This is a genomic window from Bradyrhizobium sp. UNPF46, from assembly GCF_006658625.1.
In the GTDB taxonomy this organism is placed as follows: Bacteria; Pseudomonadota; Alphaproteobacteria; order Rhizobiales; family Xanthobacteraceae; genus Bradyrhizobium; species Bradyrhizobium nitroreducens.
Window position 1 is genome coordinate 40275 of sequence record NZ_LFJB01000084.1, and the last position, 22299, is coordinate 62573.

At 62.7% G+C, this 22299-nt stretch carries 19 protein-coding genes and 1 pseudogene; 7 read left to right on the plus strand and 13 right to left on the minus strand.

Annotated features, from left to right (window positions below; genetic code table 11):
• Positions 1-147 precede the first annotated feature (147 nt).
• Positions 148-513 (plus strand): response regulator, encoded by a 366-nt coding sequence (locus UNPF46_RS30075; RefSeq protein ID WP_007603272.1) that lies wholly within the window; start codon positions 148-150, stop codon positions 511-513.
• A gap of 14 nt (positions 514-527) precedes the next feature.
• The gene (locus UNPF46_RS30080) at positions 528-1901 is read left to right on the plus strand and encodes a PleD family two-component system response regulator (RefSeq protein ID WP_142252415.1); all 1374 of its coding nucleotides are present in this window, start codon (positions 528-530) and stop codon (positions 1899-1901) included.
• Between the two features lie 384 nt (positions 1902-2285).
• Here the strand turns inward: UNPF46_RS30080 and UNPF46_RS30085 are convergent, their stop codons facing one another.
• Both UNPF46_RS30085 and UNPF46_RS30090 read right to left on the minus strand, forming a co-directional pair.
• Positions 2286-2660 (minus strand): hypothetical protein, encoded by a 375-nt coding sequence (locus UNPF46_RS30085; RefSeq protein WP_142252416.1) that lies wholly within the window; start codon positions 2658-2660, stop codon positions 2286-2288.
• A 572-nt stretch (positions 2661-3232) separates the two neighbouring features.
• On the minus strand, positions 3233-3817 hold the full coding sequence (locus tag UNPF46_RS30090) for a TetR/AcrR family transcriptional regulator (protein WP_100180903.1): 585 nt from the start codon (positions 3815-3817) through the stop codon (positions 3233-3235).
• Between the two features lie 129 nt (positions 3818-3946).
• Between UNPF46_RS30090 and UNPF46_RS30095 the strand changes: the two genes are divergently transcribed.
• Positions 3947-5185 (plus strand): MFS transporter, encoded by a 1239-nt coding sequence (locus UNPF46_RS30095; protein WP_142252417.1) that lies wholly within the window; start codon positions 3947-3949, stop codon positions 5183-5185.
• 163 nt (positions 5186-5348) lie between these two features.
• On the opposite strand, the gene UNPF46_RS30100 is transcribed toward UNPF46_RS30095, so the two are convergent.
• Positions 5349-7283, minus strand: coding sequence for an AI-2E family transporter (locus UNPF46_RS30100; protein ID WP_142252418.1), 1935 nt, complete (start codon positions 7281-7283; stop codon positions 5349-5351).
• A gap of 282 nt (positions 7284-7565) precedes the next feature.
• On the opposite strand from UNPF46_RS30100, the pseudogene UNPF46_RS30105 reads away from it, so the two are divergent.
• From UNPF46_RS30105 to UNPF46_RS30120, 4 genes and pseudogenes are all read left to right on the plus strand, one after another.
• Positions 7566-7775, plus strand: a pseudogene (locus tag UNPF46_RS30105) (MFS transporter); the annotation flags it as partial.
• Positions 7776-8055: 280 nt separating this feature from the next.
• The gene (locus UNPF46_RS30110; protein ID WP_142252419.1) at positions 8056-8358 is read left to right on the plus strand and encodes an antibiotic biosynthesis monooxygenase family protein; all 303 of its coding nucleotides are present in this window, start codon (positions 8056-8058) and stop codon (positions 8356-8358) included.
• A 329-nt stretch (positions 8359-8687) separates the two neighbouring features.
• Positions 8688-9542 (plus strand): SDR family NAD(P)-dependent oxidoreductase, encoded by an 855-nt coding sequence (locus tag UNPF46_RS30115; RefSeq protein ID WP_142252420.1) that lies wholly within the window; start codon positions 8688-8690, stop codon positions 9540-9542.
• A 253-nt stretch (positions 9543-9795) separates the two neighbouring features.
• Positions 9796-11076 carry an amidohydrolase family protein gene (locus UNPF46_RS30120; RefSeq protein WP_142252421.1) on the plus strand — a complete coding sequence of 427 codons (1281 nt, stop codon included), beginning with the start codon at positions 9796-9798 and terminating at the stop codon, positions 11074-11076.
• Here UNPF46_RS30120 and UNPF46_RS30125 read toward each other — a convergent pair.
• From UNPF46_RS30125 to rnr, 10 genes are all read right to left on the minus strand, one after another.
• Positions 11024-12319: an acyltransferase family protein gene (locus UNPF46_RS30125; protein ID WP_246668763.1), complete on the minus strand. Its 1296-nt coding sequence runs from the start codon at positions 12317-12319 to the stop codon at positions 11024-11026. The genes UNPF46_RS30120 and UNPF46_RS30125 overlap by 53 nt on opposite strands.
• A gap of 232 nt (positions 12320-12551) precedes the next feature.
• A complete protein-coding gene (gene arsA, locus UNPF46_RS30130; protein WP_142252422.1) occupies positions 12552-14306 on the minus strand; it encodes an arsenical pump-driving ATPase in 1755 nt (584 codons plus the stop codon).
• Positions 14307-14542: 236 nt separating this feature from the next.
• Positions 14543-14995 carry a DUF6789 family protein gene (locus UNPF46_RS30135; RefSeq protein WP_142252423.1) on the minus strand — a complete coding sequence of 151 codons (453 nt, stop codon included), beginning with the start codon at positions 14993-14995 and terminating at the stop codon, positions 14543-14545.
• A 530-nt stretch (positions 14996-15525) separates the two neighbouring features.
• A complete protein-coding gene (rpmG, locus tag UNPF46_RS30140) occupies positions 15526-15693 on the minus strand; it encodes a 50S ribosomal protein L33 (protein ID WP_007603295.1) in 168 nt (55 codons plus the stop codon).
• A 146-nt stretch (positions 15694-15839) separates the two neighbouring features.
• The gene (locus UNPF46_RS30145; RefSeq protein WP_142252424.1) at positions 15840-16292 is read right to left on the minus strand and encodes a hypothetical protein; all 453 of its coding nucleotides are present in this window, start codon (positions 16290-16292) and stop codon (positions 15840-15842) included.
• 32 nt (positions 16293-16324) lie between these two features.
• On the minus strand, positions 16325-16882 hold the full coding sequence (locus UNPF46_RS30150; protein WP_142252425.1) for a hypothetical protein: 558 nt from the start codon (positions 16880-16882) through the stop codon (positions 16325-16327).
• A gap of 257 nt (positions 16883-17139) precedes the next feature.
• A complete protein-coding gene (locus UNPF46_RS30155; protein ID WP_142252426.1) occupies positions 17140-18468 on the minus strand; it encodes an LLM class flavin-dependent oxidoreductase in 1329 nt (442 codons plus the stop codon).
• Positions 18469-18726: 258 nt separating this feature from the next.
• Entirely contained in the window at positions 18727-19476 is a 750-nt protein-coding gene (locus tag UNPF46_RS30165) for an NUDIX hydrolase (RefSeq protein ID WP_100174681.1), read from the minus strand.
• Positions 19477-19506: 30 nt separating this feature from the next.
• A complete protein-coding gene (locus UNPF46_RS30170; protein ID WP_100174682.1) occupies positions 19507-19947 on the minus strand; it encodes a DUF983 domain-containing protein in 441 nt (146 codons plus the stop codon).
• Complete coding sequence (rnr, locus tag UNPF46_RS30175) at positions 19941-22295, minus strand: ribonuclease R (protein ID WP_142252427.1); 2355 nt, start codon at positions 22293-22295, stop codon at positions 19941-19943. Before rnr ends, UNPF46_RS30170 begins: the two co-directional genes overlap by 7 nt.
• Between the last annotated feature and the right edge of the window lie 4 nt (positions 22296-22299).

Here is a 22299-nt window from a genome sequence, read left to right on the forward strand (position 1 = left end):
TGGAAACCACATCGCAGAAAGTCGACCCTCGGGTTTAACGAAACTCAAGCGAATCTGAGGCTAGTTTGAATCCAGTTTTCGAAACGCCGGAAAGCGGCGTCTGAGGCGTCACATGTACCGGTCCTTCGGACCAAACAGGAGGGCGGGATGGCTAAGACCGTCCTGATCGTGGAAGACAACGAGCTCAACATGAAGCTCTTCCGCGACCTGTTGGAAGCGCACGGCTATCAGACCACGGGCACCAGCAACGGCTACGAGGCGCTCGACCTCGTGCGCAAGATGCGGCCCGACCTCGTGCTGATGGACATCCAATTGCCGCAGGTCTCCGGCCTCGAGGTGACGCGCTGGATCAAGGACGATCCGGAGCTGCGTTCCATTCCCGTCGTCGCGGTCACCGCGTTCGCGATGAAGGGCGACGAAGAGCGCATCCGCGAGGGCGGCTGCGAGGCCTATTTGTCCAAGCCGATCTCGGTCGGCAAATTCATTGAGACGGTCCGACGTTTTATCGGATAGGAAGTGAGTTCACAGTGTCCGCGCGTATCCTGGTCGTCGACGACGTTCCTGCCAACGTCAAGCTGTTGGAGGCTCGCCTCTCCGCCGAATATTTCGACGTGATGACCGCCTCGAACGGCACCGAGGCGCTGGCGATGGCCAGCCGCGCCGAATGCGACATCATCCTGCTCGACGTGATGATGCCCGACATGGACGGCTTCGAGGTCTGCCGCCGCCTGAAGACCGATCCGGCGACGCACCACATTCCCGTCGTCATGGTCACCGCACTCGACAGCCCCTCCGACCGCAACCGCGGGCTGGAAGCGGGCGCCGACGACTTCCTCACCAAGCCCGTCTCCGACGTCGTGCTGATCGCGCGTGTGCGCTCGCTGACACGTCTGAAGATGATGACCGACGAGCTGCGCATGCGCGCCATCACCTCGCTCGAGATCGGCATGCAGGCGCCCGAGCGCAGCGCCGTCGCCGACACCGGCAAGGGCGGCCGCATCCTCTTGGTCGACGACCGCGAGTCCTCCTATGAGCGGCTGGCGACGATCCTCGCCGCCGAGCACACCATCGACGTCGAGCCCAACCCGACGGAGGCGCTGTTCCACGCTGCGGAGGGCAATTACGACCTCCTGATCGTCTCGCTCGACCTCAACAATTTCGATGGCCTGCGCCTGTGCAGCCAGGCGCGCTCGTTGGAGCGCACGCGGCACGTGCCGATCCTCGCCATCGCCGACCCCGAGAACTCGACGCGGCTGCTGCGTGGGCTCGAGATCGGCGTCAACGACTATCTGCTGCGCCCGATCGACAAGACCGAGCTGCTGGCGCGCGCCCGCACCCAGATCCGCCGCCGCCGCTACACCGATCATCTGCGCGACAACGTGCAGAACTCGATCGAGATGGCGATCACCGACGCGCTCACCGGCCTGCACAATCGCCGCTACATGGAGAGCCATCTGGCGACGCTCGCCGAGCAGGCCGCGGCCCGCGGCAAGCCGCTGGCGCTGATGATCCTGGACATCGACTTCTTCAAGTCGATCAACGACAATTACGGCCACGATGCCGGCGACGACGTGCTGCGCGAGTTCGCGGTGCGGGTGCGCAAGTCGATCCGCGGCATCGATCTCGCCTGCCGCTACGGCGGCGAGGAGTTCGTCATCGTGATGCCCGAGACCGATCTCCACGTCGCCGGCATGGTCGCCGAGCGCCTGCGCCGCTCGATCGCGGGCGAGCCGTTCGCGATCCACAAGGGCACCAAGCGCATCGAGGTCACCATCTCGATCGGCCTCACCACGCTGGAGCAGAAGGGCGAGGCGGTCGCCGACGTCCTCAAGCGCGCCGACACCGCGCTCTACCGCGCCAAGCACGACGGGCGCAATCGCGTGGTGTCGCAGGCGGCGTGAGGGCCGGCCTGCGCAAAATTTGCGAAAACAACCCCATGCACAGTAGCCGGCGCTAGTCGGATCAAGGGCTTATGCCGGGGAGGCAAGGCGGCCCGTGCCGACGGCCCGGGCATTTGACACGTCGGGCAAAACAGGCGCATTTTGGCAGGATCGGGCAGGGCGTGGTTGTGGGCGTGAAGTCCCACCACAAGCTCCGCTGTCATTCCCCGCCACCGGGTCTCGCCTTCGGCGAGCCCGATGACAGGCTCCGGCGGGGAATCCAGTACGCTGCAGCGTCTCCGCTCAAACGTCACTGCTTCGCCAGCTTCGACAGTTCGCCGCCCACGCAAACCCGTTTGTCGATGTCCTCAGGGACTCCGATCCGCGGCGTTCAAGGCAGTGAGTCTATTGATCCGGAAATAACCTTGAGGCTTCCGCCTCACCAATTTTTGCGCCCGTGGCAGATTTTACGATGACTTGATACGTAAATGATCCCGGGTTGCATGGTCCGAATGTATGGATTGCGCCCGCAGGCACAGTTCCGGAGGCGGGAAGTGCAATTTCCTGTCCGCCCAGCTCCCAGCCTTGATCGCCACGCAGGCGGATAAGAACGCGCGATCCGCCCGCCGGAAGATTTTGGAGCCTGATTTCAGGGTTGGGAAACAACGTCTTGCAACCTGTGGTGCCTTTGAACGAGAAGCCAATCGCAAATGGCTCCGAAGCGGCGAGTGGACCGGCGAACAAGGTTGCAAAAGCGGCAAGGGCAATGTGGCGGCTCAACCAACAGTCCTTCTGTACAGGGGAGGGAGGCTCCCCGAGATTAGTGAACGTTCATCGACCGTCCATCGACTTTAGGTTTCCCGTAGCGCAGAAATGTTGCGCGAGATGTCGATGTTTTCATGCAGAGACATATCGGTCCCTGCTCGATGTTCTGTAGCTCGGGGCCGTTGGTCCGCCCCCTTCAGGGATTGCCGTCACTCCTCTCAGGGCAGCAAACCATTTATGACCGAGAACACACAGCGTTGTGGGTGCCCTTGTAGTAAGTTGCGCTCCATCCATCCCTGATCATGTGCTGCCGCTCGTCCATGTGCCAGCCCGGCTTGCCCCACGCATTACGTCCGCGCATCACTCCGTGATTACATGCGCAGGAGGTGCCTGGGGCTGTGTAGCGAGTACATGGTGATAGGGCGAGGTTCTGCGCATTGGCAGGAGCCAAGTCTGACAGCAAAGTCATCACGAAGGCGGCTGCAACCAAGCGCTTCATATCATGCCCCCCATCTCGGCCTCCAATCTTAGGTTGGCGAGCAGATTGTTGTCCACTCCCTCAGGGAGCCCGCCAGCGTTGAGCGCGCCTACGCCTCGCTCTCCGCCTCATCCCCCACATCCACCCCCGCATTGCGCAACAGCACCTTCGCCGCTTCCTTCGCGGCGCGCGCCATGGCGGGATCATCACGCACGAGATCCTGCGCGATGGAGCCGTCGACCAGCAGCACGAGCTGCGTCGCCAGCGCGTCCGCATCGGCAACGCCGAGCTCGTTCAGCCGGTCGCGAAACCAGAGGCGGCGGCTCTCCTTGAAGGCCACCGCGATCTTCTTCACCGCGCGGTCCGTTGGCCCGAGCTCGGCCACCGCGTTCACGAACGGGCAGCCGCGAAAATCCTTGGCGGCAAAGCGCCGCTCCAGCGAATCGAAGGTCGCGAGAATCTGCTCGGCCGGCGGCTTGTCGGAGGGGCGGGCGTGGACGAAGCGGCGCTCGAGATACGCTGCGATCAGCGCGTCCTTGGAAGGGAAGTGGTTGTACAGCGTGCGCTTACTGATGCCGATCTCGGCCGCGATGGTATCGACGCCGACCGCGCGAATGCCTTGCAGATAGAACAGCTTGTCGGCGGTCTGAAGGATCCGCTCTTTCATCGTCTGTGGGGCGGGCGGGGGAGCCATGCAGCGGAATGCATCCTGTTCGCTTGACAGCAACAGCCATTCATAGCCTAAGTACACAGGTCTGTGTAACCAAAATCAGCGGCAAAAGCAGACGACGGCGTTGGCGCCGTGCCCACGAGGGAGAAGAAAATGCCCCTGTTGCAGGTCCTGCGTCCGACATTGCCCATCCTGATCGGCGCCTCGATCATGCTGACGCTGAGCATGGGGCTGCGGCAGTCGCTCGGCATCTTCATGCAGCCGCTGACGCGCGACATCCATATCTCGATCTCGGATTTCACGCTGGCGCTGGCGGTGCAGAACCTCGCCTGGGGCTTTCTGCAGCCGCTCGCCGGCGCCATGACCGTGCGCTACGGCTTCCGTCCCATCATGATCGTGGGCTCGCTGATGTACATCGCAGGGCTCGCGCTGATGGCGACCGCCGGCGGCCTCGTCAGCATCATGATCGGCGGCGGCGTGCTGATCGGGACGTCGATGGCCTGCACTGCTGCCGCGATCGCGATGTCGGTGGCGGCGCGCGCGGTGCCCGCAACGGTGCGCTCCACCGTGCTCGGCATCGTCTCCGGCGCCGGCTCGCTCGGCGCGCTGCTGTCGGCGCCGATCGGACAGCTGCTCAACGAGGGCTTCGGCTGGCGCATCGGCCTTGCCGGCTTCGTCGTGATGTCGGTGCTGATGATTCCCGCGGCGTGGTATGCCGGCCGCGTCGACAAGATCCCGCTGCCGAAGCCGGCCGCCGATGACATCGGCGACGCCTCGGCCGCAACGGCGGCGAGAACCGCGTTCGGCAATGCTTCCTTCGTGGTGATGACCTGCGCCTATCTCGTCTGCGGCATGCAGCTCGTCTTCCTCACCACGCATCTGCCCTCGTATCTGGCGATCTGCGGCCTCGACCCGATGCTCAGCGCGCAGACGCTCGGCATGATCGGCGGCTTCAACGTGCTGGGCTCGCTGTTTTTCGGCTGGGCCGGCCAGCGCTGGAACAAGCTGGCGCTGCTGGGCGGCATCTACATCCTGCGCTCGCTCGCGCTCGCCTGGTATTTCGTGCTGCCGGCGACGCCGTTCTCGACGCTGTTGTTCGGCGCCATCATGGGTTTCCTGTGGATGGGCGTCGGCCCCTTGGTCGCGGGCGCCGTCGCAGAGATGTTCGGCCTGCGCTGGCAGGCGATGATCCAGGGCCTCGCCTTCATGAGCCACCAGATCGGCAGCTTCCTCGGTGCTTACGGAGGCGGGGTCATCTACGACGCGCTCGGCTCCTACACCATGGCCTGGCGCATCGGCGTCGCGCTCGGCCTTGCCGGCGGCATCGTGCAGGTGGCGTTCGCGCTGGTCAGGCCGTCGCAGCCGCCGGCGCCGGTGTTGCGGACGGCGTAGCAGGAAGAGGGCAGCGCAAGCCCGTCGAGCTGCGCTCTGCAGCCAGGGTCTGTCGTTGAAGCGCTGCTAATTGTGCGGGCGCATCAGGAAGACATCTGCAGCTGGATGAACAGCTCTTGGGATAATGGCTCCCTCGTGCAATCGATGGCCGCGAGGGAAAATCTCACGCCGCAGCCGTCGTGGATTTATCCTGCCCGGGGGCTTCGTGTCCCTGTTCCGTTATCCCCGTCGCTTCGATGCACAGCCTGACAGCCTCGCCGATGCTCGTCGCAACGAGGTCAGCTCTAATGCCTTCCCGAAGCAGTTCCAGGGCAGCCGGGTCAATGTCTTTGACCCAGCAACCCAGGATGATGGTTGCCTTCGGCAATTTCCGCCTCAGACGCCGGACGGAGTACCGCATGTGTGCCGCAGAGTGGGCATCGAGATAGACCACGCAGACGATCGCAACGCCCGTTGTATCCAGGCGAAAGACATTCGTTGTGGAAAGCGATGTTGCCCCTTCGACTCGCGCAGCGAGGCCGTGCTCAGTCGAGAGCTGAGCCAGCATGATCGCGGCCGCCTCATCGATCAGGGTGCGTCCGGCCACGCAGAGGACGGGGTGTTCACCCTGCCAATCCGGCGGGAGACTCTCTCTGCGGAGGTAAGGCAAGTGTTCATTGGCGGCATTCTCTGCAACGCCTTCCACTGCCGACGATGCTTCCGCATCGGTGGTTGAACTGCTCTTCGTTGGCGGCCGTTCGTCCTGATCGGCAAGATCGGCGGCAAATTCGCTGACGGCGTCTCGAATCTTCGTGAGACGTTCCTGGTCGAGCGTATTGCGCTCGGCGTCGGCTTGCGCCAGCTGCAAACCCTTCAGGGCCACCTCATCATAATACGAAGCCAGCGAACGCTCTTTCAGGAACTCTTCGGCTTTTTCGGCCGCTTCGGTCGGATCCCCCGCCAGCATCCGCTGATAGAATATTTCCGGAGGAGAAAGCGCCGGCCGGTCTCCGAACATGACGTCAAGAAATTCCAATCGCTCCACATGCCGCCCGAGCACCACGAGGCATATCGTGAGGGGGGTCGCAAGAACGAGCCCAATTGGTCCCCAAAGCGCTGTCCAGAACGTTGCCGACGCGACCACGGCAACGGGCGAAAGCCCCGTGCTGCGCCCGTAAACCATCGGCTCGACGACATGGCCCACGAGCGGTTCAACGACGAGAAACAGAGCGAGAGTCCAAAGCAGCATCGACCAGCCGGGATCGATGGCCACCGCGAGCGCCAGCGGGAATGCGGCGGCGATAACGGCGCCGACATAGGGAACGAAGCGAAGCGCAGCCGCGAGGATGCCCCAAAGAATCGCGCTCGGGATTCCGATGAACCAGAGGCCAGTGCCGATCACGACGCCGAATGCGCCGTTCAGGATGAGCTGGGTCAGAAACAGCTTGCTGAGGCGGCTCGCTGCATCGTCCAGCGCAGCGGTCGTACGCTGCAGATCCGACGAGCCCGCCAGCCGAATGAAGCGGTTACGAAGATCTTCACGTTGAATAAGAATGAATATGACGAAAATGATGATGATGCCGGTGGTCGCGAGCGGATGAATGAGCGGAGAAATCAAGGTTCGCAGACTTTCCAACGCGCCCGGATCGGGCTGGCGTACCTCGACCGGGACCGGTGGCGCGGAGGCATTTGAGCCAGGGACTATGCCAGTCCTGGGCACGGATGGGGTATCCTTCGGTTTATCGAGCTCCTTGCTGAGATCCTTCAGCATGTCGGAAGCACGCTCCAGCGTGCTCCTCCCGGCCTTGGTATCCCGAAAAGCCTGGATCTTTTCGCTGATCGTCGATTGATATCGGGGCAGATCTCCGGCCAGCTGCGTCAGCTGAGTGGCGAGAAGGCTTCCCATCGCGAAGATCAGCATAAACGCAACGACAACCACGCTCACGACTGCCAATCCCCGTGGGACATGGTTCCGTTGCAATAGTCCGACCAGCGGCGCCAGCACGAAGCTGAGAAGAATAGCCAGCGCAACGGGCACGAAGATATCCCGGCCGAAATAGAGCATCGCGATAATGATGACAGTCAGAATCGCGGTCGCTACTGCACCAAGCAGCGCCATCAGTTCTTCGGGAGTGCGAGGTTTGAAGGGCTGTCGCGCTACAGGCCTCATTTTGCTGTCCCTGTCCCCGTCGTCCGCTGAGCGTGCACCGATTTCAGCTGCGGGGGCGCAGGACGACACTGCATCGAACAGCCGCTCAGGGCACTGGTCCACGCGGTCTTCATCAGCGGCGGCCGTACCTCCGGTCGCGCCATCGCACGCCAACCGCTCCACCCTGAAAAGGTTCCCTGTGAGCTATGAAGTGGCACAACGCACACCTCACTCGCGCCGGGCTGGGGAGGGGCGATGATCCAGAGCCTCGCCTTCAAGAGCCACCAGACCGGCAGCTTCCTCGGTGCCTATGGAGGAGGGGTGCTCTACGACGCGCTCGGCGCCTACACCATAGCCTGGCGCATTGGCGTCGCGCTCGGCCTTGCCGGCGGCATCGTGCAAGTCGCGTTCGCGCTCGTCAGGCCGTCGCAACCGCCGGCGCCGGTGCTGCGGACGGCGTAGGCGCGAGGAGGGCCTCAAACGTCCGCTTCAGAGTTTGGAGCGGACGCCGCGTTGCTTCGTCGCAATCGACAGCTTGTGACCCGCAACGGGCATCAATGGCCTTGACCCGGTGCGGCCTACCTTTGGTTTGATAGTGTTCTCTCAGGGGCGCGTCGTTTGCGTCCAGCAACGACCTCGGGCGGTCGATCCGGCGCGAGGCTGAAATGGCGACGGTCCTATTGGAACTCCCCCCTTCGTGATAGGCAAGGCATCAGGCAACAAAAGAGAGGACCGAACCGGCATGATCAGCCTAATAAATGTCTTCACGGTAGATCCAGCCAACCAGGACCGGCTCCTCGATTTGCTTGCGCGCGCGACCGATGAATTCGTCAGCCGGGCACCTGGCTTTGTTTCCTCGACCCTTCATCGGAGCCTCGACGGCACGAAGGTGACCATGTATGCGCAGTGGCGCAGCGCGGAAGACTATGAGGCCATGCGCCAGGATCCTGGACCGCTACCCTTTCTCGAAGAGGCGCTCACGATCGCGAAATTTGAGCCGGGCATGTATGAGGTCGTGCGCACATTCTCGCCCATTGATAGGTAGGCCTCGCCCCCGCGCGCGAATCCGGGCTTCCGCTGTTGGTCTGTTTGAGATCTGTCGACGTCCGGTAACGATGACTGTTTGTAGGAGGAGAGCGGAAGTCGGAGCCCCTCGGCCAAACCGACGCGAATGTCATGGTCGGCGTGGAGCCAACGCTTCCGAAAGCCGACCCCATCCTCGTTATCCATCCGGTTTCCACTGTGCTAATTTGAAACTGGCGATCGATTTTCCCAGGCTTGGCGCAGGGTGCGTGAGACGACGCGAGTTCATTTCGGCACTCTGCGGCGTGGCTTGGCGACAAATTTGTTCATCGAAAGCAAGAGGGCAAGCCCATGAAAGACCTGGCTGGACGGACCGCCTTCGTGACAGGCGCTGCCTCGGGGATCGGCCTTGGCATCGCGACCGCGCTGTCGCAGGCGGGGGTGAAGGTCATGCTCTGCGACATCGAGGAAGAGGCGCTGAAGAAGGCGGTCGCGGACCTGAAGACAAGGACCAACGTCGACGTCGATGGCGTGAAAGCCGATGTCTCGCTCAAAGGCGAGCTTCAAGCGGCAGCGGACGCGGCCGTCGCGCGGTACGGCAAGATCCACATATTGGTCAATAATGCGGGCGTCGGGGGCGGTGGCCCCTATGGTGAGTGGACTGATGCAGGCTGGGACTGGGTCCTCGGCGTCAACCTGAGATCGGTAATCTGGGGCTTCGAGATTTTCGGTCCGCTGATCGAAGCGCACGATGAAGGAGGGCAGGTCGTTTCCACAGCGTCCGTCGCCGGCCTGATTACGGGAACAAGCCCAGCGTACGATGTGAGCAAATACGGAGTGGTGGCGCTGTCAGAAGGGATGCGTAAGGTCCTCGCGCCAAGGAAGATCGGGGTCTCCGTTCTGTGTCCGGGCATCGTCCGCACGCAGATCATGAACTCCCGGCGCAATGTGCCGCAGCGATTTGCCGGGGCGGTCGGCAATCCTCCGCCGACGGAAGGCCCCCGCGCCGAGTTCATCAAGGTATTCCAGGAACGGATCAGCCGCGGCATTGATCCGCTCTATGTGGGCGAGCTGGTCTGCGAGGCCATCGAAAACGACTGGCCTTACATTTTCACCGATACCGAGCACGAACAATTCATCGACGAGCGCTTCGCAGCGATCAAGCAGGGCTTTGATCGGATACGCGGACGAACGCCGCGACGCTAACTCTCGTGTCTGCTCAGAGGCCCTGGTCACCAAGCGACCCAGCGGATGCGGTCGCTTAGTCGATGCTGCTTCGAGAAGGTTCATGCGGTTCTCGAAAATTTCGCCGCTCCTCAGGGCTCGTATCCAGTCATAGGATCGGTGTTCCGAGCACAATGGTTTTGGCCCATCGCTGAACGCCTGCGTTGGCGCCAAAGGCGGAGCTGCTCGCCGAATCCGGCCATAGCCGCAAACAAAAAGCACAGGGGGGACCATCATGTCCGCGTTGTCACGCCGCGATTTCCTGGCACTCTCGACATCCGCTGCCGCCGTCGGCCTCACCGCGCCGGTGCGGGCCGCGATGGGACCGAACGACAAATACGATCTGGTGATCCGCGGCGGCGAGGTGCTCGACCCCAGCCAGTCGCTGCGCGCCAAACGCGACATCGGCATCCGCTGGGGCGTCGTCGAGACGGTGCAGGAGACGATCCCCGCCGAGCGTGCGCTGAAGAGCATCGACGCCTCAGGCAAGCTCGTGATGCCCGGTCTCATCGATCTGCATTCCCACGTCTATCCTTACGGCTCGGCGATCGGCATTCCCGCCGACGAACTGGTGCAATTCCAGGCGACGACGACCGTCGTCTCGGCGGGTGATGCCGGGGTCAACAATCTGGCGGCGCTGCGTCGGTTCATCGTGGCCCAGACGCGGGCGCGGATGTACGCCTTCGTCCACATCGCCAATAACGGCCTGTCGGCGTTCCCGGCCGCTGAGCTGTACAATATCGACGTCGCCCAGACCGAAGCCTGCGCGATGGCGCTCGCCGAGAACGCCGACTTCCTGCTCGGGGTCAAGGTGCGGATGTCGGAGAACGTGATCTACAAGCACGGGCTCGAGCCGCTGAAGCGCGGCATCCAGGCTTGCGAGATGTGCGGCTGGCCGGCCAAGATGATGGTGCATATCGGCGGCGTCGAAACCAAGGAGCTGATGTCGCAGATTCTCGACCTGCTCCGCCCGGGCGACGTGCTGACGCATGCCTATTCAGGCGCGCCCAACATGTCGAACGTCTTCACCAACATCGTCCAGGACGGCAAGCTGCTGCCGGCGGCCCTTGCCGCCAAGCAGCGCGGCGTCATGTTCGACGTCGGTCACGGCGGCGGCAGCTTCGATTTCACCGTGGCGGAAGTGGCGATCCCCGGCGGCTGCACGCCGGACACGATCTCCTCCGACATCCACGTCTTCTCCGGCAATTCGCCCGGCATTCCGTTCCTGCCCAACGTGATGAGCAAGTTCATGATTCTCGGTTTCACGCTGGAGCAGGTGGTCGCGATGGCGACCACGGCGCCGGCGAAGATCATCGACCGGGCGCCGAAGATCGGCACGCTGCAAGTCGGTGCCCCCGGCGACGTCGCCATCATGGAGCTGGTGGAGGGGCCGGTCAGCTTCCTCGACACCCGCAACAACAAGAGGGAAGGGAAGGCCTATCTCAAGCCGATCCAGACCGTGATCAACGGCGTCCCGTTCGGGCGGCCTTATCAGGCGCCGTTCGCGGTGAGGTAGGACGGCAGAGAGCAGCTAGGACGCCGCGACGCTCACCTTGACTGCGACGGGCCGCGGAAGGCGCAGCCCGCGGGCCAGCACTGAGCGGCGCGGTGCCGGTTGCCGCTGCGGCAGCGTTCCGAAATGCGCAAGGACTTCGGTCAGCGCGCGCCTGACCGCTGGCTCGATCTTCGCGCAAATGAACCAGCAGACCAGGATCAGAAGGGCCAGCGCGATCCAGAGAGCCGAGGTCGGGTCCAGGCCGGCCCTCGACCAGCGCACGAATGATCGCCGCGCCAATGACGTTGTGGGTGAGATAGAGCGGGTAGGTGATCAGTCCCAACGTTCGCAAATAGGCCGGTGCTTCAGGAGAGGCGGTGTCCGCAGCTTGCCTGTTTCGCCTCGCGGCGAGGGCGATCAACAGCACCGCGGCCGCCCAGACCATGATCGGCGCAAGCGCGGATTGATCCGCGATGGCGGGGATCGAGGTCAGGAAGAACGAGGCGAAGAAGTAGATCTCCGCTGCGCCCGAGACACAGGTGACGGCCAATGCGATCTTCTCGAGCGCCGTCAGTTCCCTGTTCGCGGAGATGAACAGCCAGATTCCCAGCGCGAAGAAGCAGCCGTGGCTGAGCAGGAAGGCCGCGCACGGCACCCGGAACATCAGGATGACGAGATAGGGCAGGTCGGATGGCGTCGTGCTCGACATCACCAGCAACGCGGCGGCGTTGAAGATGGCGCTGTAGATGGTGAGACCAAAGGCCAGGTGCCGCAGGGTGATCCTCCGCGTCAGCATGGCGCAAAATACGAGGCCATAAAACGCGGTCTCGGCGGCCAGCGTCCAATAGACCTCGTCGAGCCACTGACCCGTGACGCCCTTGGGCACCATCAGCATGGCGTGGACGTAGGGCAGGATGAGCTCGGAGGCCGGGCCGCTGCCGAACAGCAGCAGAACGAGCAAGGTCGCAGTGGCGCAGACCCAGACTGCCGGATAAAGCCTGAGTGCGCGGCCGAGAAGGAACGCGCCGGGCGAAGATTGGCTCGCCGAATTGGCGATGACGAAACCGGAGATGACGAAGAAGATCTCGACGCCGACCCAGCCGAACCAGGTGAAGGGTGCGGCGGAGGGGTAGAGAACATCGGCGGCGACGGTGCGTTCAAAGCCCGGGACGCCGATCGAGGTCCAGGCCCAGGACCAGAACATCTGGTGAAAAATGGCAACGCCGAGGGCGGCGGCGAAGCGCAGCGGATCCAGCAGGGACAAATGGCTCTTCACGGCAGTGGACCGGGTTCATGCAACGATCCCGCTGGAATTAGTGAAGGCGCCCATGGCGCTCTGCGAGGTGGGTCACACTTGGTCCGTCGCTGTCGGGTAACGTTGCCCGAGCTCTGCGGCCGAAGACAGATCATCGCGGTTATGACAACTGAGGTCCCAGGGCCCGACCTGAATTGCAGGCTTCTGGCCGCGAGCGGTCATCATCACCCTCGAGCGGGGTTCATGACAGCGTTCGAAGTTCGTCCACACCGATAGGTGGTTTGCTTCGCCAGCCGACGATGAAGGCACGTTTTGCGAGCCCGTCCTGAACCCGAGCTATCTGCGTCCGCTCCGCAGCGAGCCGAAGCCGCAACAGCGGATCGCGGGTCCCCGAGACGGTGAGGCTTTTATTGATGACCCAGCCATAGGGCTCGACTCCGGCACGCCGCAAGTCATCCTGAAGGGAGGCGGCCTCGGAAACCGGCGTCGTCTCCGGCAGCGTCACCAGAATCACCTTTGTATGGCTTGGATCCTGTAACCTCATCAGAGGGGTAACGATCCGTCCCGGACCGCTCGGTGCGAGTTGGCTCGTCATCTGGCGATGATAGGCGCCGGTGGCGTCCAGCAGGAGCAGCGTGTGGCCTGTCGGCGCCGTATCGAGCACCACGAAGGCGCTCCGGGCCTCCGCAACAACGTGCGAGAAGGCATGGAAAACAGCGACCTCCTCGGTACACGGCGAAGCTAGATCCTCCAGCAGAAGGGCCTTGCCCTGCGCATCGAGGTCACGGCCACGGCTCGCCAATATTTTCTCGACATAGCGCTCCGTCTCGACCCGGGGATCGATCCGGTCGACCGTCAGACCTGGCATGACGCCATCGACGACGAAACTGACGTGAGCTGCGGGATCGGTCGTGCTGAGATGGACGGCATGACCCCGCTTCGCCAACCCTACCGCGATGGCGGCAGCAAGCGTCGTCTTTCCGACGCCGCCCTTGCCCATGACCATGATCAGGCCGCGCTTGCCCTGCGCGATGTCATCAACCAACCGGTCGAGGCCCGGCAGGTCGATCGGCTCGGTGCTTCTCTCGGTGGAGACGATCGATGGTTGGTTGGAGGGCGACAGCAGCGCCCTCAGAGCCGTCACGCCGACGATGTCGAAGCCAAGCAAAGGAATTTCGTCTCGCGGCAGTTTCGTGAGCGATGCCGGCATCGCGGCCAGCGCCTCGTCCTGATCCCGCTCAAGGGCAACTGCAACGACATCAGTCGGGTCCGCGGCGTGGAAGCGCCCGTTCACCACGAGAAACTGATTCGATAGATTGAGCCCATCAAGTTCGCCCGATGTCCTCGCTGCCTCGCGGACGGCGCCGCGATCGGCGCGGGTGACCAAGATGATGGTGGTCTGCTTGGAATCGCCCAAGGCCTGAAGCGCCTTGCGAAAGCGGTCTTCCTGCATCGTCAGACCTGAATGCGGTCCGAGACAGGACGCTCCCCGATCGTTGTCCTTGAGAAAGCCGGTCCATGCCTTTGGCAGGCTGAGGAGACGTAGCGTGTGACCGGTCGGAGCGGTATCGAATATGATGTGATCGAACCCCGTCACATCGCCGTCCAGCAGGCCCACGAACTCGTCAAAGGCGGCTATCTCGGTGGTGCAGGCGCCGGAGAGCTGCTCGCGCACGGTCGATCGTTCGTCCGCGGTAATTTCGGGGCCGAGCTGTTCGAGGACCCGGCTGCGATAGGCTTCGGCAGCGGCCTCGGGATCGATATTCATCGCCGAAAGTCCGGCGACGTTTGGCACCGGCGTCGGGCGATCGGTCAGAGTGGCTTCGAGCATCTCATCGAGGTTGGACGCAGGGTCGGTGCTGACGATCAGAACGCGAAGTCCACGGTCGGCAAGGACAATAGCGGTGGCGCACGCAAGAGAGGTCTTACCGACTCCGCCCTTTCCGGTGAAAAACAGATACGGGGTTGGGGCGGTCAGCGCGAGAAAGTGGTGCATCATAGGGTGTCCTGCGGCCGTAGTGGTGATACGGCGACGTGTCGACCGGTCCGGGCGCCGCGATGAGCATTGTGTTGAAGATGGTCAAACGCTTTGCGACGGGGTCTCGATTGAAACTTGGTAACAACGTCGACCGGGAGCTTGTTGAGCTGAATCAACGGGCGGAGGAAACCGCCGGCAAAGTAACGGCCATGTTTGACCCAAAGCGGAGTGGCCTGATCTCCTATTCCAGCAAGTCAGGAATTGAGTGCGTCGTAAACGATGCCCAGGACTACGCTGTAAGCCAGGAGCATCGCTAGCGAGAAGAATGCCGGCGAAACGCCAAGTCCAACCTGGAATGCGAAAAATCCAAGTCCGATCATGGGAAAGAACACCAGCCCCATCATCGCCCATCCGAGCACGCCGTAGGCGATTCCTTTGATCGCTCCAATATTGCCCGGCAGCCACCGATAAAGGTGTCCAAAGGCGAGACTGACGAGGGTTGAGCCATTCAGGAATGACAGCAGCCAAGGCACCACGGGATGAACTGCAGTGCCGGCCGCGTGGCTCAGCGTCGTCTGGAGACTTTCGTAGGGCTCGAATGACGGAAGTAGTCCGGCCCAGGACTTGGAGTACATCAGCAGCGAATGCACGATGCTTCCGCACGCCCCTGCAACGACTGCCTTCCAAATCCTGTTGCCTGAAGGCATGCCGGGTTGCCCGTTCTCAGCGGTCGCTGCTGCTTGTCGCGATCATGGACGCAATTCGATTGAGGGCGTCAATCCGGCCTCGTCAGCTGAGGAACTGCTCAAGCGTAAAGGGAAGCATGCTGCGCTTCTCCCGGGCAATTTCGATTGAGCGTAGAGAACTGCGCGGCTTCGCCGCTTGATGAGGATCAACGTCGTCCCTCGAGGTCCGCTGGCTGCCCGAGGTTGACATGGACCCCTTTCGGCTTCGACGTCGTCTTCTGCGCGCATGGCGGACGCCAACAGTTCGACGGTACGCCTAGCTCAGCGCTCGTGCCCCGTGCGCCGCGTAGCGCTTCGGCGATGCGAAGCATCGTCCGGCGCGGTGTGCGGCGGGGCCGGGGCCCATCTCTGCATGGTGTCGTGTCACGTTCTGGGTCCCGGCTCAGCGGAGCAGCGTTGCACGCTGCACCGCGTCCGGGACACGAGCGGAGTCGAAGACGAAAACGGGGCCCGAAAGGGCCCCGCAAAAAACTCAGTCGCTTGTCCGCGTCTTACTTGATCTTGGCTTCGCGGAATTCGACGTGCTTGCGCGCGACCGGGTCGTACTTCTTCTTGACCAGCTTGTCGGTCATGGTGCGCGAATTCTTCTTGGCGACGTAGTAGAAGCCGGTGTCGGCCGAGGACACGAGCTTGACCTTGATGGTGACCGCTTTGGCCATGTTCAGAACCTCAGGAATGAAGGGAATCTGGAGCCGGCCAAACGGCCCGCGTTGGCCGGCAACCTAGCCAGAAATCGCGGGAAGTCAAGCTTCAGAAGTCACGACTATGGCTAAAAAGTGGCCGTAATCGGATCCCCGCTTTGAAGCTACAACGGAGGATCCGAAGTGTCGGTGACTTCACGCTTGGCCTCTTCAAACAACACGTCAAGGCGAGGTGGAGGACGCGACAGGTCAGGCTGGACGGACGTCAAGTATTTCTCGATGAGGGATCGCCATACTTGGTTGGCTTGCGCCCGGGGCAAGCCTGAGCGGGTAATCATTAGATCGATTGTGCTGACATGGTGCGCCGATTGCTCTGGTGCGTCGCGGCTCCGAAGGACGACATTAATAAAGAGCAGGGGCGCTATAACGATTACGTACCAAACGGAGCTAAACTCGTCCAATGCGATCCACAACTCGCCCTTTTCTACAAGAGCAGCAACGTGAACGAGCGTCTTCATCAGAAAGCCTAGCGCTACGCCGATCGCAAGTCTGACGGGGAACAGGGTTCCAAGCGCATTTGCTAGCTGACGCATTACTCCTGAGATTTGATCGTTCATCGCAATCTAAACAGCCCCTCAAACCGTTGCCTCTAAATATGTGCGGCCACGGCACCTACCGAAGACAAGCCCTGAGCTTCATCACGTATAACGGATTTTCCTACCTTCGTTCCGGGAGGAGCCTCACCGTCGTGATGTTTTCTTGCAATGAATGAAATAAGTTCAAGTGCTTCAGCACGATTGGTACCGAAGTATCCTCGCGAAACTCGATATTCAGTTAGGGTAGTTTGCAGAAAAAATAAGAACGCGATTCCAGATGAAAGAATTATTATCCCACTATCGCGCATCCAGATTGCGGTGCTTGCAACGATTAGAAGAATAAGCAGGGCTAGAATCGAACGATCATTGGCCTCGTGTACATAGTTTTCGGTGAGAACATCCGAACTCTTCTGGTATTCTCTTCGGGCAAAAATTCGTAAGCCGGTTGCGCGATGGAGCAGAAGCCTAACACTACCTCTCCTCGTCGTTACCAACTTGAGCCCAACGACCAGAATGATGAGAATGGGCCATACGAATATACAAACGCAGACCTTACTGTCGTCCTTAATGTCTTCAATCGTATAAAGGGCAAACGCCAGAAGGCTCGCCATCAATACGACGCAGGCGGCGCAAATCCTCGCAGTGGACAATGATCTAACGAATATCCGAAGTATGTGCGCGGGTGTCTTGCTATCTCTCGACATGAACCCTCAATAGCCCGAAGCGCCTACCAAACAGTGGCAAATTCACTCTAAATTTACAAGACGAACATTCGCCTTAAAGTGGTGGAAGCAGCCAATTCCCCAATTCCTATTGAATTGCGCCACAAGCTATTGATCTTGAGTGTGTTATTGTATGCTGCAGGTGCTTAGTCTCCCTCGAAGAAGCGGTTTTTGGGGCGCGGCAGGCCGAGATTCTCCCTCAAAGTGGCCCCTTCATATTCCTTCCGGAAAATCCCGCGCCGCTGCAGTTCCGGGACGACCTTGTCGACGAAATCGTCGAGGCCGGCGGGCAGGAACGGGAACATGATGTTGAAGCCGTCGGAGCCGCGCCCGACCAGCCATTCCTCCATCTGGTCGGCGATGGTTTTGGCGGTGCCGACGAAGGAGAGCCCGCCATAGCCGCCGACGCGCTGGGCGAGCTGGCGCACCGTGAGCTTGTCGCGGGCGGCGAGATCGACCATGCGCTGGCGGCCGCTCTTGCTGGCGTTGGTCTCGGGGATTTCGGGGAGGGGGCCGTCGGGATCGAAGCCGGACGCGTCGGTGCCGAGGATGACGGAGAGCGAGGCGATCGCACTGTCGTAATGCACGCGGCTGTCGAGCAGCGCGCGCTTCTCCTTGGCCTCGTCGACGCTGTCGCCGACCACGACGAAGGCGCCGGGCAGGATCTTGAGGTGTTCAGGATCGCGGCCGACCTTCTCCATGCGGCCCTTGATGTCGGCATAGAGCTTTTGGCCGTCGGCAAGGCTGCCGCCGCCGGTGAACACCGCTTCCGCCGTTTCGGCCGCGAGCTGCTTGCCGTCTTCCGACGCGCCGGCCTGCACGATGACTGGCCAGCCCTGCACGGGGCGGGCGATGTTGAGGGGGCCGCGCACCTTCAGATATTTGCCGTGGTGGTCGAGCGTGTGCATCTTCGCGGGATCGAAGAACAGCCCGCTCTCGACATCGCGTACGAAGGCATCGTCCGCGAAGGAATCCCACAGGCCTGTGACGACGTCGTAGAACTCGCGGGCGCGCTTGTAGCGCTCGGCATGCTCCATGTGGTCGTCGAGGCCGAAATTCAGCGCCGCGTCCGGGTTCGACGTCGTGACGATGTTCCAGCCGGCACGGCCGCCGCTGAGATGATCGAGCGAGGCGAAGCGGCGCGCGACGTGATAGGGCTCGTCGAACGTGGTCGAGCCCGTCGCGATCAGGCCGATACGCTCGGTGACCGCCGAGAGTGCCGACAGCAGCGTGAACGGCTCGAACGAGGTCACGGTGTGGCTGCGCTTCAGCGCATTGATCGGCATGTTCAGCACGGCGAGGTGATCGGCCATGAAGAAGGCGTCGAACTTGCCGGCCTCGAGCTTCCGGATCAGCTGCTTGATATGGCCAAAGTTGAAATTGGCGTCGGGCCAGGCCCCGGGATAGCGCCAGGCGCCGGTGTGGATGCTGATCGGGCGCATGAACGCGCCAAGCTTGAGTTGCCGTTGTGCCATCGCCCGGTGTGTCCTTCTTCATTGTCGTTCGGAAAGACATAGGTGCGCCGGGGAACTCCGCCATTAGGGAAGGTGGGAAGAATTTTCCGTTTTTTACAGCTATCTCAGCACGTCATTCCGGGGCGCGCCTCTTGGCGCGAACCCGGAATCCATCGAACTGCAGAGACGGTGGAGGAATGGATTCCGGGTTCGCGCTACGCGCGCCCCGGAATGACGAAAGGAATCCCGCAATGAAGAAGAGGCTTGGCGTCGCGGAGCTCAGCCCAAAATATCCTTCTGCATCCTGCCGCCGTAGAAATGGAAGAACGGCACCGGCGCGTCGTGGCGGAGCGGGCCGGTGGCAAGGCGGGTGTCGAGCTCGTTGAGCACGTTGCGCGTCATCGGATGCAGATCGGCCAGCGGCTTGGAGCCGAGCTCGACCCAGACCAGCTCGACCAGCTCGGCATCGGCATGGATCACACCGTCGACGCGATGGGTGATCGCGGAGGCATCGGCGGTGAAGAAGCGCGTGTCGAACCGCTTGACCCGGCCCGGCGGGGTGATCGCGCGCGCGATCAGGAACAGGCTGGAGGGGTCGGGCAGCAGGCCTGCATCGGCGAACGGCTGCCACGGACCTTCGAGCTTCGCCTTGATCTCCGCCTTGCGGCCGAGGCAGAGACCGGTTTCTTCGCAGGCTTCGCGGATCGCGGCAATAGCGAGCGACTTCGCGCGCGAGGCGGGAGTCTTCGGGCTTCCCTTGGCGAGATTGGCCTCCAGCTCGGCGGTGATGGGCGCAGCACAGGGCACGCGATGGTCGGCCTTGTCGACACGTCCCCCCGGGAAGACGAACTTGCCGGGCATGAACACCACCTTGTCGTGGCGCTTGCCGACCAGCACTTTCGGAACGGCGCTGCTGCGATCGACCAGGATCAGGGTCGCCGCGTCCTTCGGGCGGAAGTAGGGATGATGATCGGCCTCCTTCTCCTCGTGAACCCGGGCCTTCTCCACTGCCTGCGCCGTATCCGTCATATCCCCACCCAAACCGCTTTTGCTTCTTGCTTACACAGGCGGAATACCATCCGGAGGGCTCTCGTCAAACCCGTGCATGCGCAGAGCCCATTGCAAGCCGACCACAGCTCCCTTGACCGGCTGCAGCAGTGCGAGCGAGGCCACGAAGGTGAACGGCAGATAGGCCGCGAAGCTGATCCAGACCGGTGTCGAATAATTGGTCTCGATCCAGAGGACCGCCGGCACCACGATGTGGCCGACGATGACGATGACGAGATAGGCGGGCAGGTCATCGGCGCGGTGCGGCGTGAAATCGAGACCGCATTTGGCGCAATTGTCTGATGTCTTCAGGAAAGCGCGGAACAGCTTTCCCTGGCCGCAGCGCGGGCAGCGGCCGCGAAAGCCGCGCCTCATGGCGGCAAAGACGTCGCGCTTCTCGACGAGGCCGTCCTCGCGCGTCCAGATTTTTGGAGCCGTGCTCATCGTCACCATGCCTTGCCCTTCTTGCCCTTACCCTTGCTCTTGTTTCCCTTGGCCTTTTTCCCTTTGCCGGATTTTTGCTTTGCCGGCTTGCGTTTTCTATCCGGGCTGCGGCCGGGATGGGCCTTGAGCGAGGGGCGGCGTTGCGGGTTGGGACGCCCGCGGTCGCGCGGCGCAGTCTCGCTTGCCGACCCCAGCAGCTCGAAGCGTAGCGCGCCGGCGATGGGAGCGGCTTCGATCAGGCGGACGTCGACGACGTCGCCGAGCTGATACATGGTGCGGCTGCGCGTGCCGACCAGGGCGTGCCGGCCCTCGTCATAGTTGAAATATTCCGTGCCGAGGGATCGGATCGGGATCAGTCCGTCGGCGCCGGTCTCGGAGAGCTTCACGAACAGGCCGGCGCGGGTGACGCCGGAGACGCGGCCCTGGAAGCTCGCGCCGATGCGATCGGCGAGGTGATGGGCGATGAGCCGGTCCACGGTCTCGCGTTCCGCCTTCATCGCGCGCCGTTCGGTCAGCGAGATGTGCGCGGCGACTTCGCTCAGGGTCTCGGGCGTCTCGCTGTCGGGCAGGGCGCCTTCGCCGAGCCCAAGCGCGCGGACCAGCGCGCGGTGCACGACGAGGTCGGCATAGCGGCGGATCGGCGAGGTGAAATGCGCGTAGCGGCGCAAATTCAGGCCGAAATGTCCGTAATTCTCGGAGGAATACTCCGCCTGTGCCTGGGCGCGCAGCACGACCTCGGAGACCAGCGGGTAATAATCATGGCCTTCGAGCTGGGCCAGCACGCGGTTGAACAGCGTCGGGCGCAGCGCGCCTGATTTGGCGAAGGGGACGTCGAGCGTCTCCAGGAATTCGGAGAGCGCGTGGACCTTCTCCAGCGTCGGCTCGTCATGCACGCGGTAGATCAGCGGGAGCGACTTCTTCTCCAGCATCTCGGCTGCCGCGACATTGGCGAGGATCATGAACTCCTCGATCAGCTTGTGCGCATCGAGGCGCTCAGGCACCACGACGCGGTCGACCGTGCCGTCGCTGTTGAGCAGGATCTTGCGCTCGGGCAGATCGAGATTGAGCGGATCGCGCTCGTCGCGGGCGCGCTTGGCGCAGGCATAGGCGGCGTAGAGCGGCCTCAGGATCGGATCGAGCAGGGGGCCGGTGGTGTCGTCGGGCCGTCCGTCGATCGCGGCCTGTGCCTGCGCGTAGCTGAGCTTGGCGGCCGAGCGCATCAGGATGCGATGAAAACTGTGCGAGCGCTTGCGGCCGTCGGGGCCGAGCACCATGCGCACCGCGAGCGCGCCGCGCGGCTCGCCCGGCACCAGCGAGCAGAGATTGTTGGAGATGCGCTCGGGCAGCATCGGCACGACGCGATCCGGGAAATAGACCGAGTTGCCGCGATCGAGCGCGTCACGGTCGAGCGCGGTGCCCGGCCGCACGTAGAAGCTGACATCGGCAATCGCGACGTTGACGATGAAGCCGCCTTTGTTGTTGGGATCGTTATCCGGCTGCGCGTGCACCGCGTCGTCGTGATCCTTGGCGTCGGGTGGATCGATGGTGAGAAGCGGCACGTCGCGCCAGTCCTCGCGGCCCTTCAAATTGGCTGGCTCGGCGGCTTCCGCCTCGCGCTCCGCGGCGGAGGAGAATTGCAGCGGAATCTCGTGGGCGTAGATCGCGATCAGGCTGATCGCCTTCTCGGACTTGACCGAGCCGAGCTTCTCCTTCACGCGGCCCGAGGCGAGGCCAAAGCTGCGCGTACGGACGATGTCGACGCTGACGAGATCGCCGTCCTGCGCACCCTTGGTGTCGGCAGCGGCGATGTTGAGCTCGCGGTCCGCCATCTTCTTGTCGACGGGCACGAGCCGTCCGCCGCCTTCGGGAAGCTCGCGGAACACGCCGAGGATGCGGCTCTTGGCCTTGTCGAACACCTTGACGATACGGCCGCGATATTGCGGCCCTTCGGCCTCGTTGGTCGGCTCGACGCGCAACAGCGCGCGGTCGCCGACGCCGGCGGTGGTGCCGGGCTTGGGCCGGCGCGGCATCTCGATGATGATCTTGGGCGGCTCGCCGTTCTCGACCTCGTCCCATTCGGTGGGGGAGGCGATCAGCTCGCCGTCGCCGTCACGGCCGGTGATGTCGGCGACCAGGGTCGGCGGCAGCGCGTCCGGCTCGGACACCTTGTGACGTTTCTTCTTGATGGTGCCGTCGTCGGCGAGCTCGCGCAGCATGCGCTTGAGCTCGACGCGATCGGCGTTCTTCAAGCCGAACTCGCGCGCAATTTCGCGGGTCCCGACCTTTCCGGGATTTGCCTTGATGAAGGCGACGATGGCTTGCCGGTCGGGAAAGCCACGGTCATTCTTGCGTTTCACTTAA

Excerpts from the sequence above, each read along its gene's own strand:
- UNPF46_RS30075 (WP_007603272.1), top strand. The coding sequence starts at position 148 with ATGGCTAAGACCGTCCTGATCGTGGAAGACAACGAGCTCAACATGAAG.
- UNPF46_RS30090 (WP_100180903.1), bottom strand. The coding sequence starts at position 3,817 with ATGGCTCCCCCGCCCGCCCCACAGACGATGAAAGAGCGGATCCTTCAG.
- UNPF46_RS30095 (WP_142252417.1), top strand. The coding sequence starts at position 3,947 with ATGCCCCTGTTGCAGGTCCTGCGTCCGACATTGCCCATCCTGATCGGC.
- UNPF46_RS30100 (WP_142252418.1), bottom strand. The coding sequence starts at position 7,283 with ATGGCGCTGCTTGGTGCAGTAGCGACCGCGATTCTGACTGTCATCATT.
- UNPF46_RS30110 (WP_142252419.1), top strand. The coding sequence starts at position 8,056 with ATGATCAGCCTAATAAATGTCTTCACGGTAGATCCAGCCAACCAGGAC.
- UNPF46_RS30115 (WP_142252420.1), top strand. The coding sequence starts at position 8,688 with ATGAAAGACCTGGCTGGACGGACCGCCTTCGTGACAGGCGCTGCCTCG.
- UNPF46_RS30120 (WP_142252421.1), top strand. The coding sequence starts at position 9,796 with ATGTCCGCGTTGTCACGCCGCGATTTCCTGGCACTCTCGACATCCGCT.
- arsA (WP_142252422.1), bottom strand. The coding sequence starts at position 14,306 with ATGCACCACTTTCTCGCGCTGACCGCCCCAACCCCGTATCTGTTTTTC.
- UNPF46_RS30135 (WP_142252423.1), bottom strand. The coding sequence starts at position 14,995 with ATGCCTTCAGGCAACAGGATTTGGAAGGCAGTCGTTGCAGGGGCGTGC.
- rpmG (WP_007603295.1), bottom strand. The coding sequence starts at position 15,693 with ATGGCCAAAGCGGTCACCATCAAGGTCAAGCTCGTGTCCTCGGCCGAC.
- UNPF46_RS30145 (WP_142252424.1), bottom strand. The coding sequence starts at position 16,292 with ATGAACGATCAAATCTCAGGAGTAATGCGTCAGCTAGCAAATGCGCTT.
- UNPF46_RS30150 (WP_142252425.1), bottom strand. The coding sequence starts at position 16,882 with ATGGCGAGCCTTCTGGCGTTTGCCCTTTATACGATTGAAGACATTAAG.
- UNPF46_RS30155 (WP_142252426.1), bottom strand. The coding sequence starts at position 18,468 with ATGGCACAACGGCAACTCAAGCTTGGCGCGTTCATGCGCCCGATCAGC.
- UNPF46_RS30165 (WP_100174681.1), bottom strand. The coding sequence starts at position 19,476 with ATGACGGATACGGCGCAGGCAGTGGAGAAGGCCCGGGTTCACGAGGAG.
- UNPF46_RS30170 (WP_100174682.1), bottom strand. The coding sequence starts at position 19,947 with ATGGTGACGATGAGCACGGCTCCAAAAATCTGGACGCGCGAGGACGGC.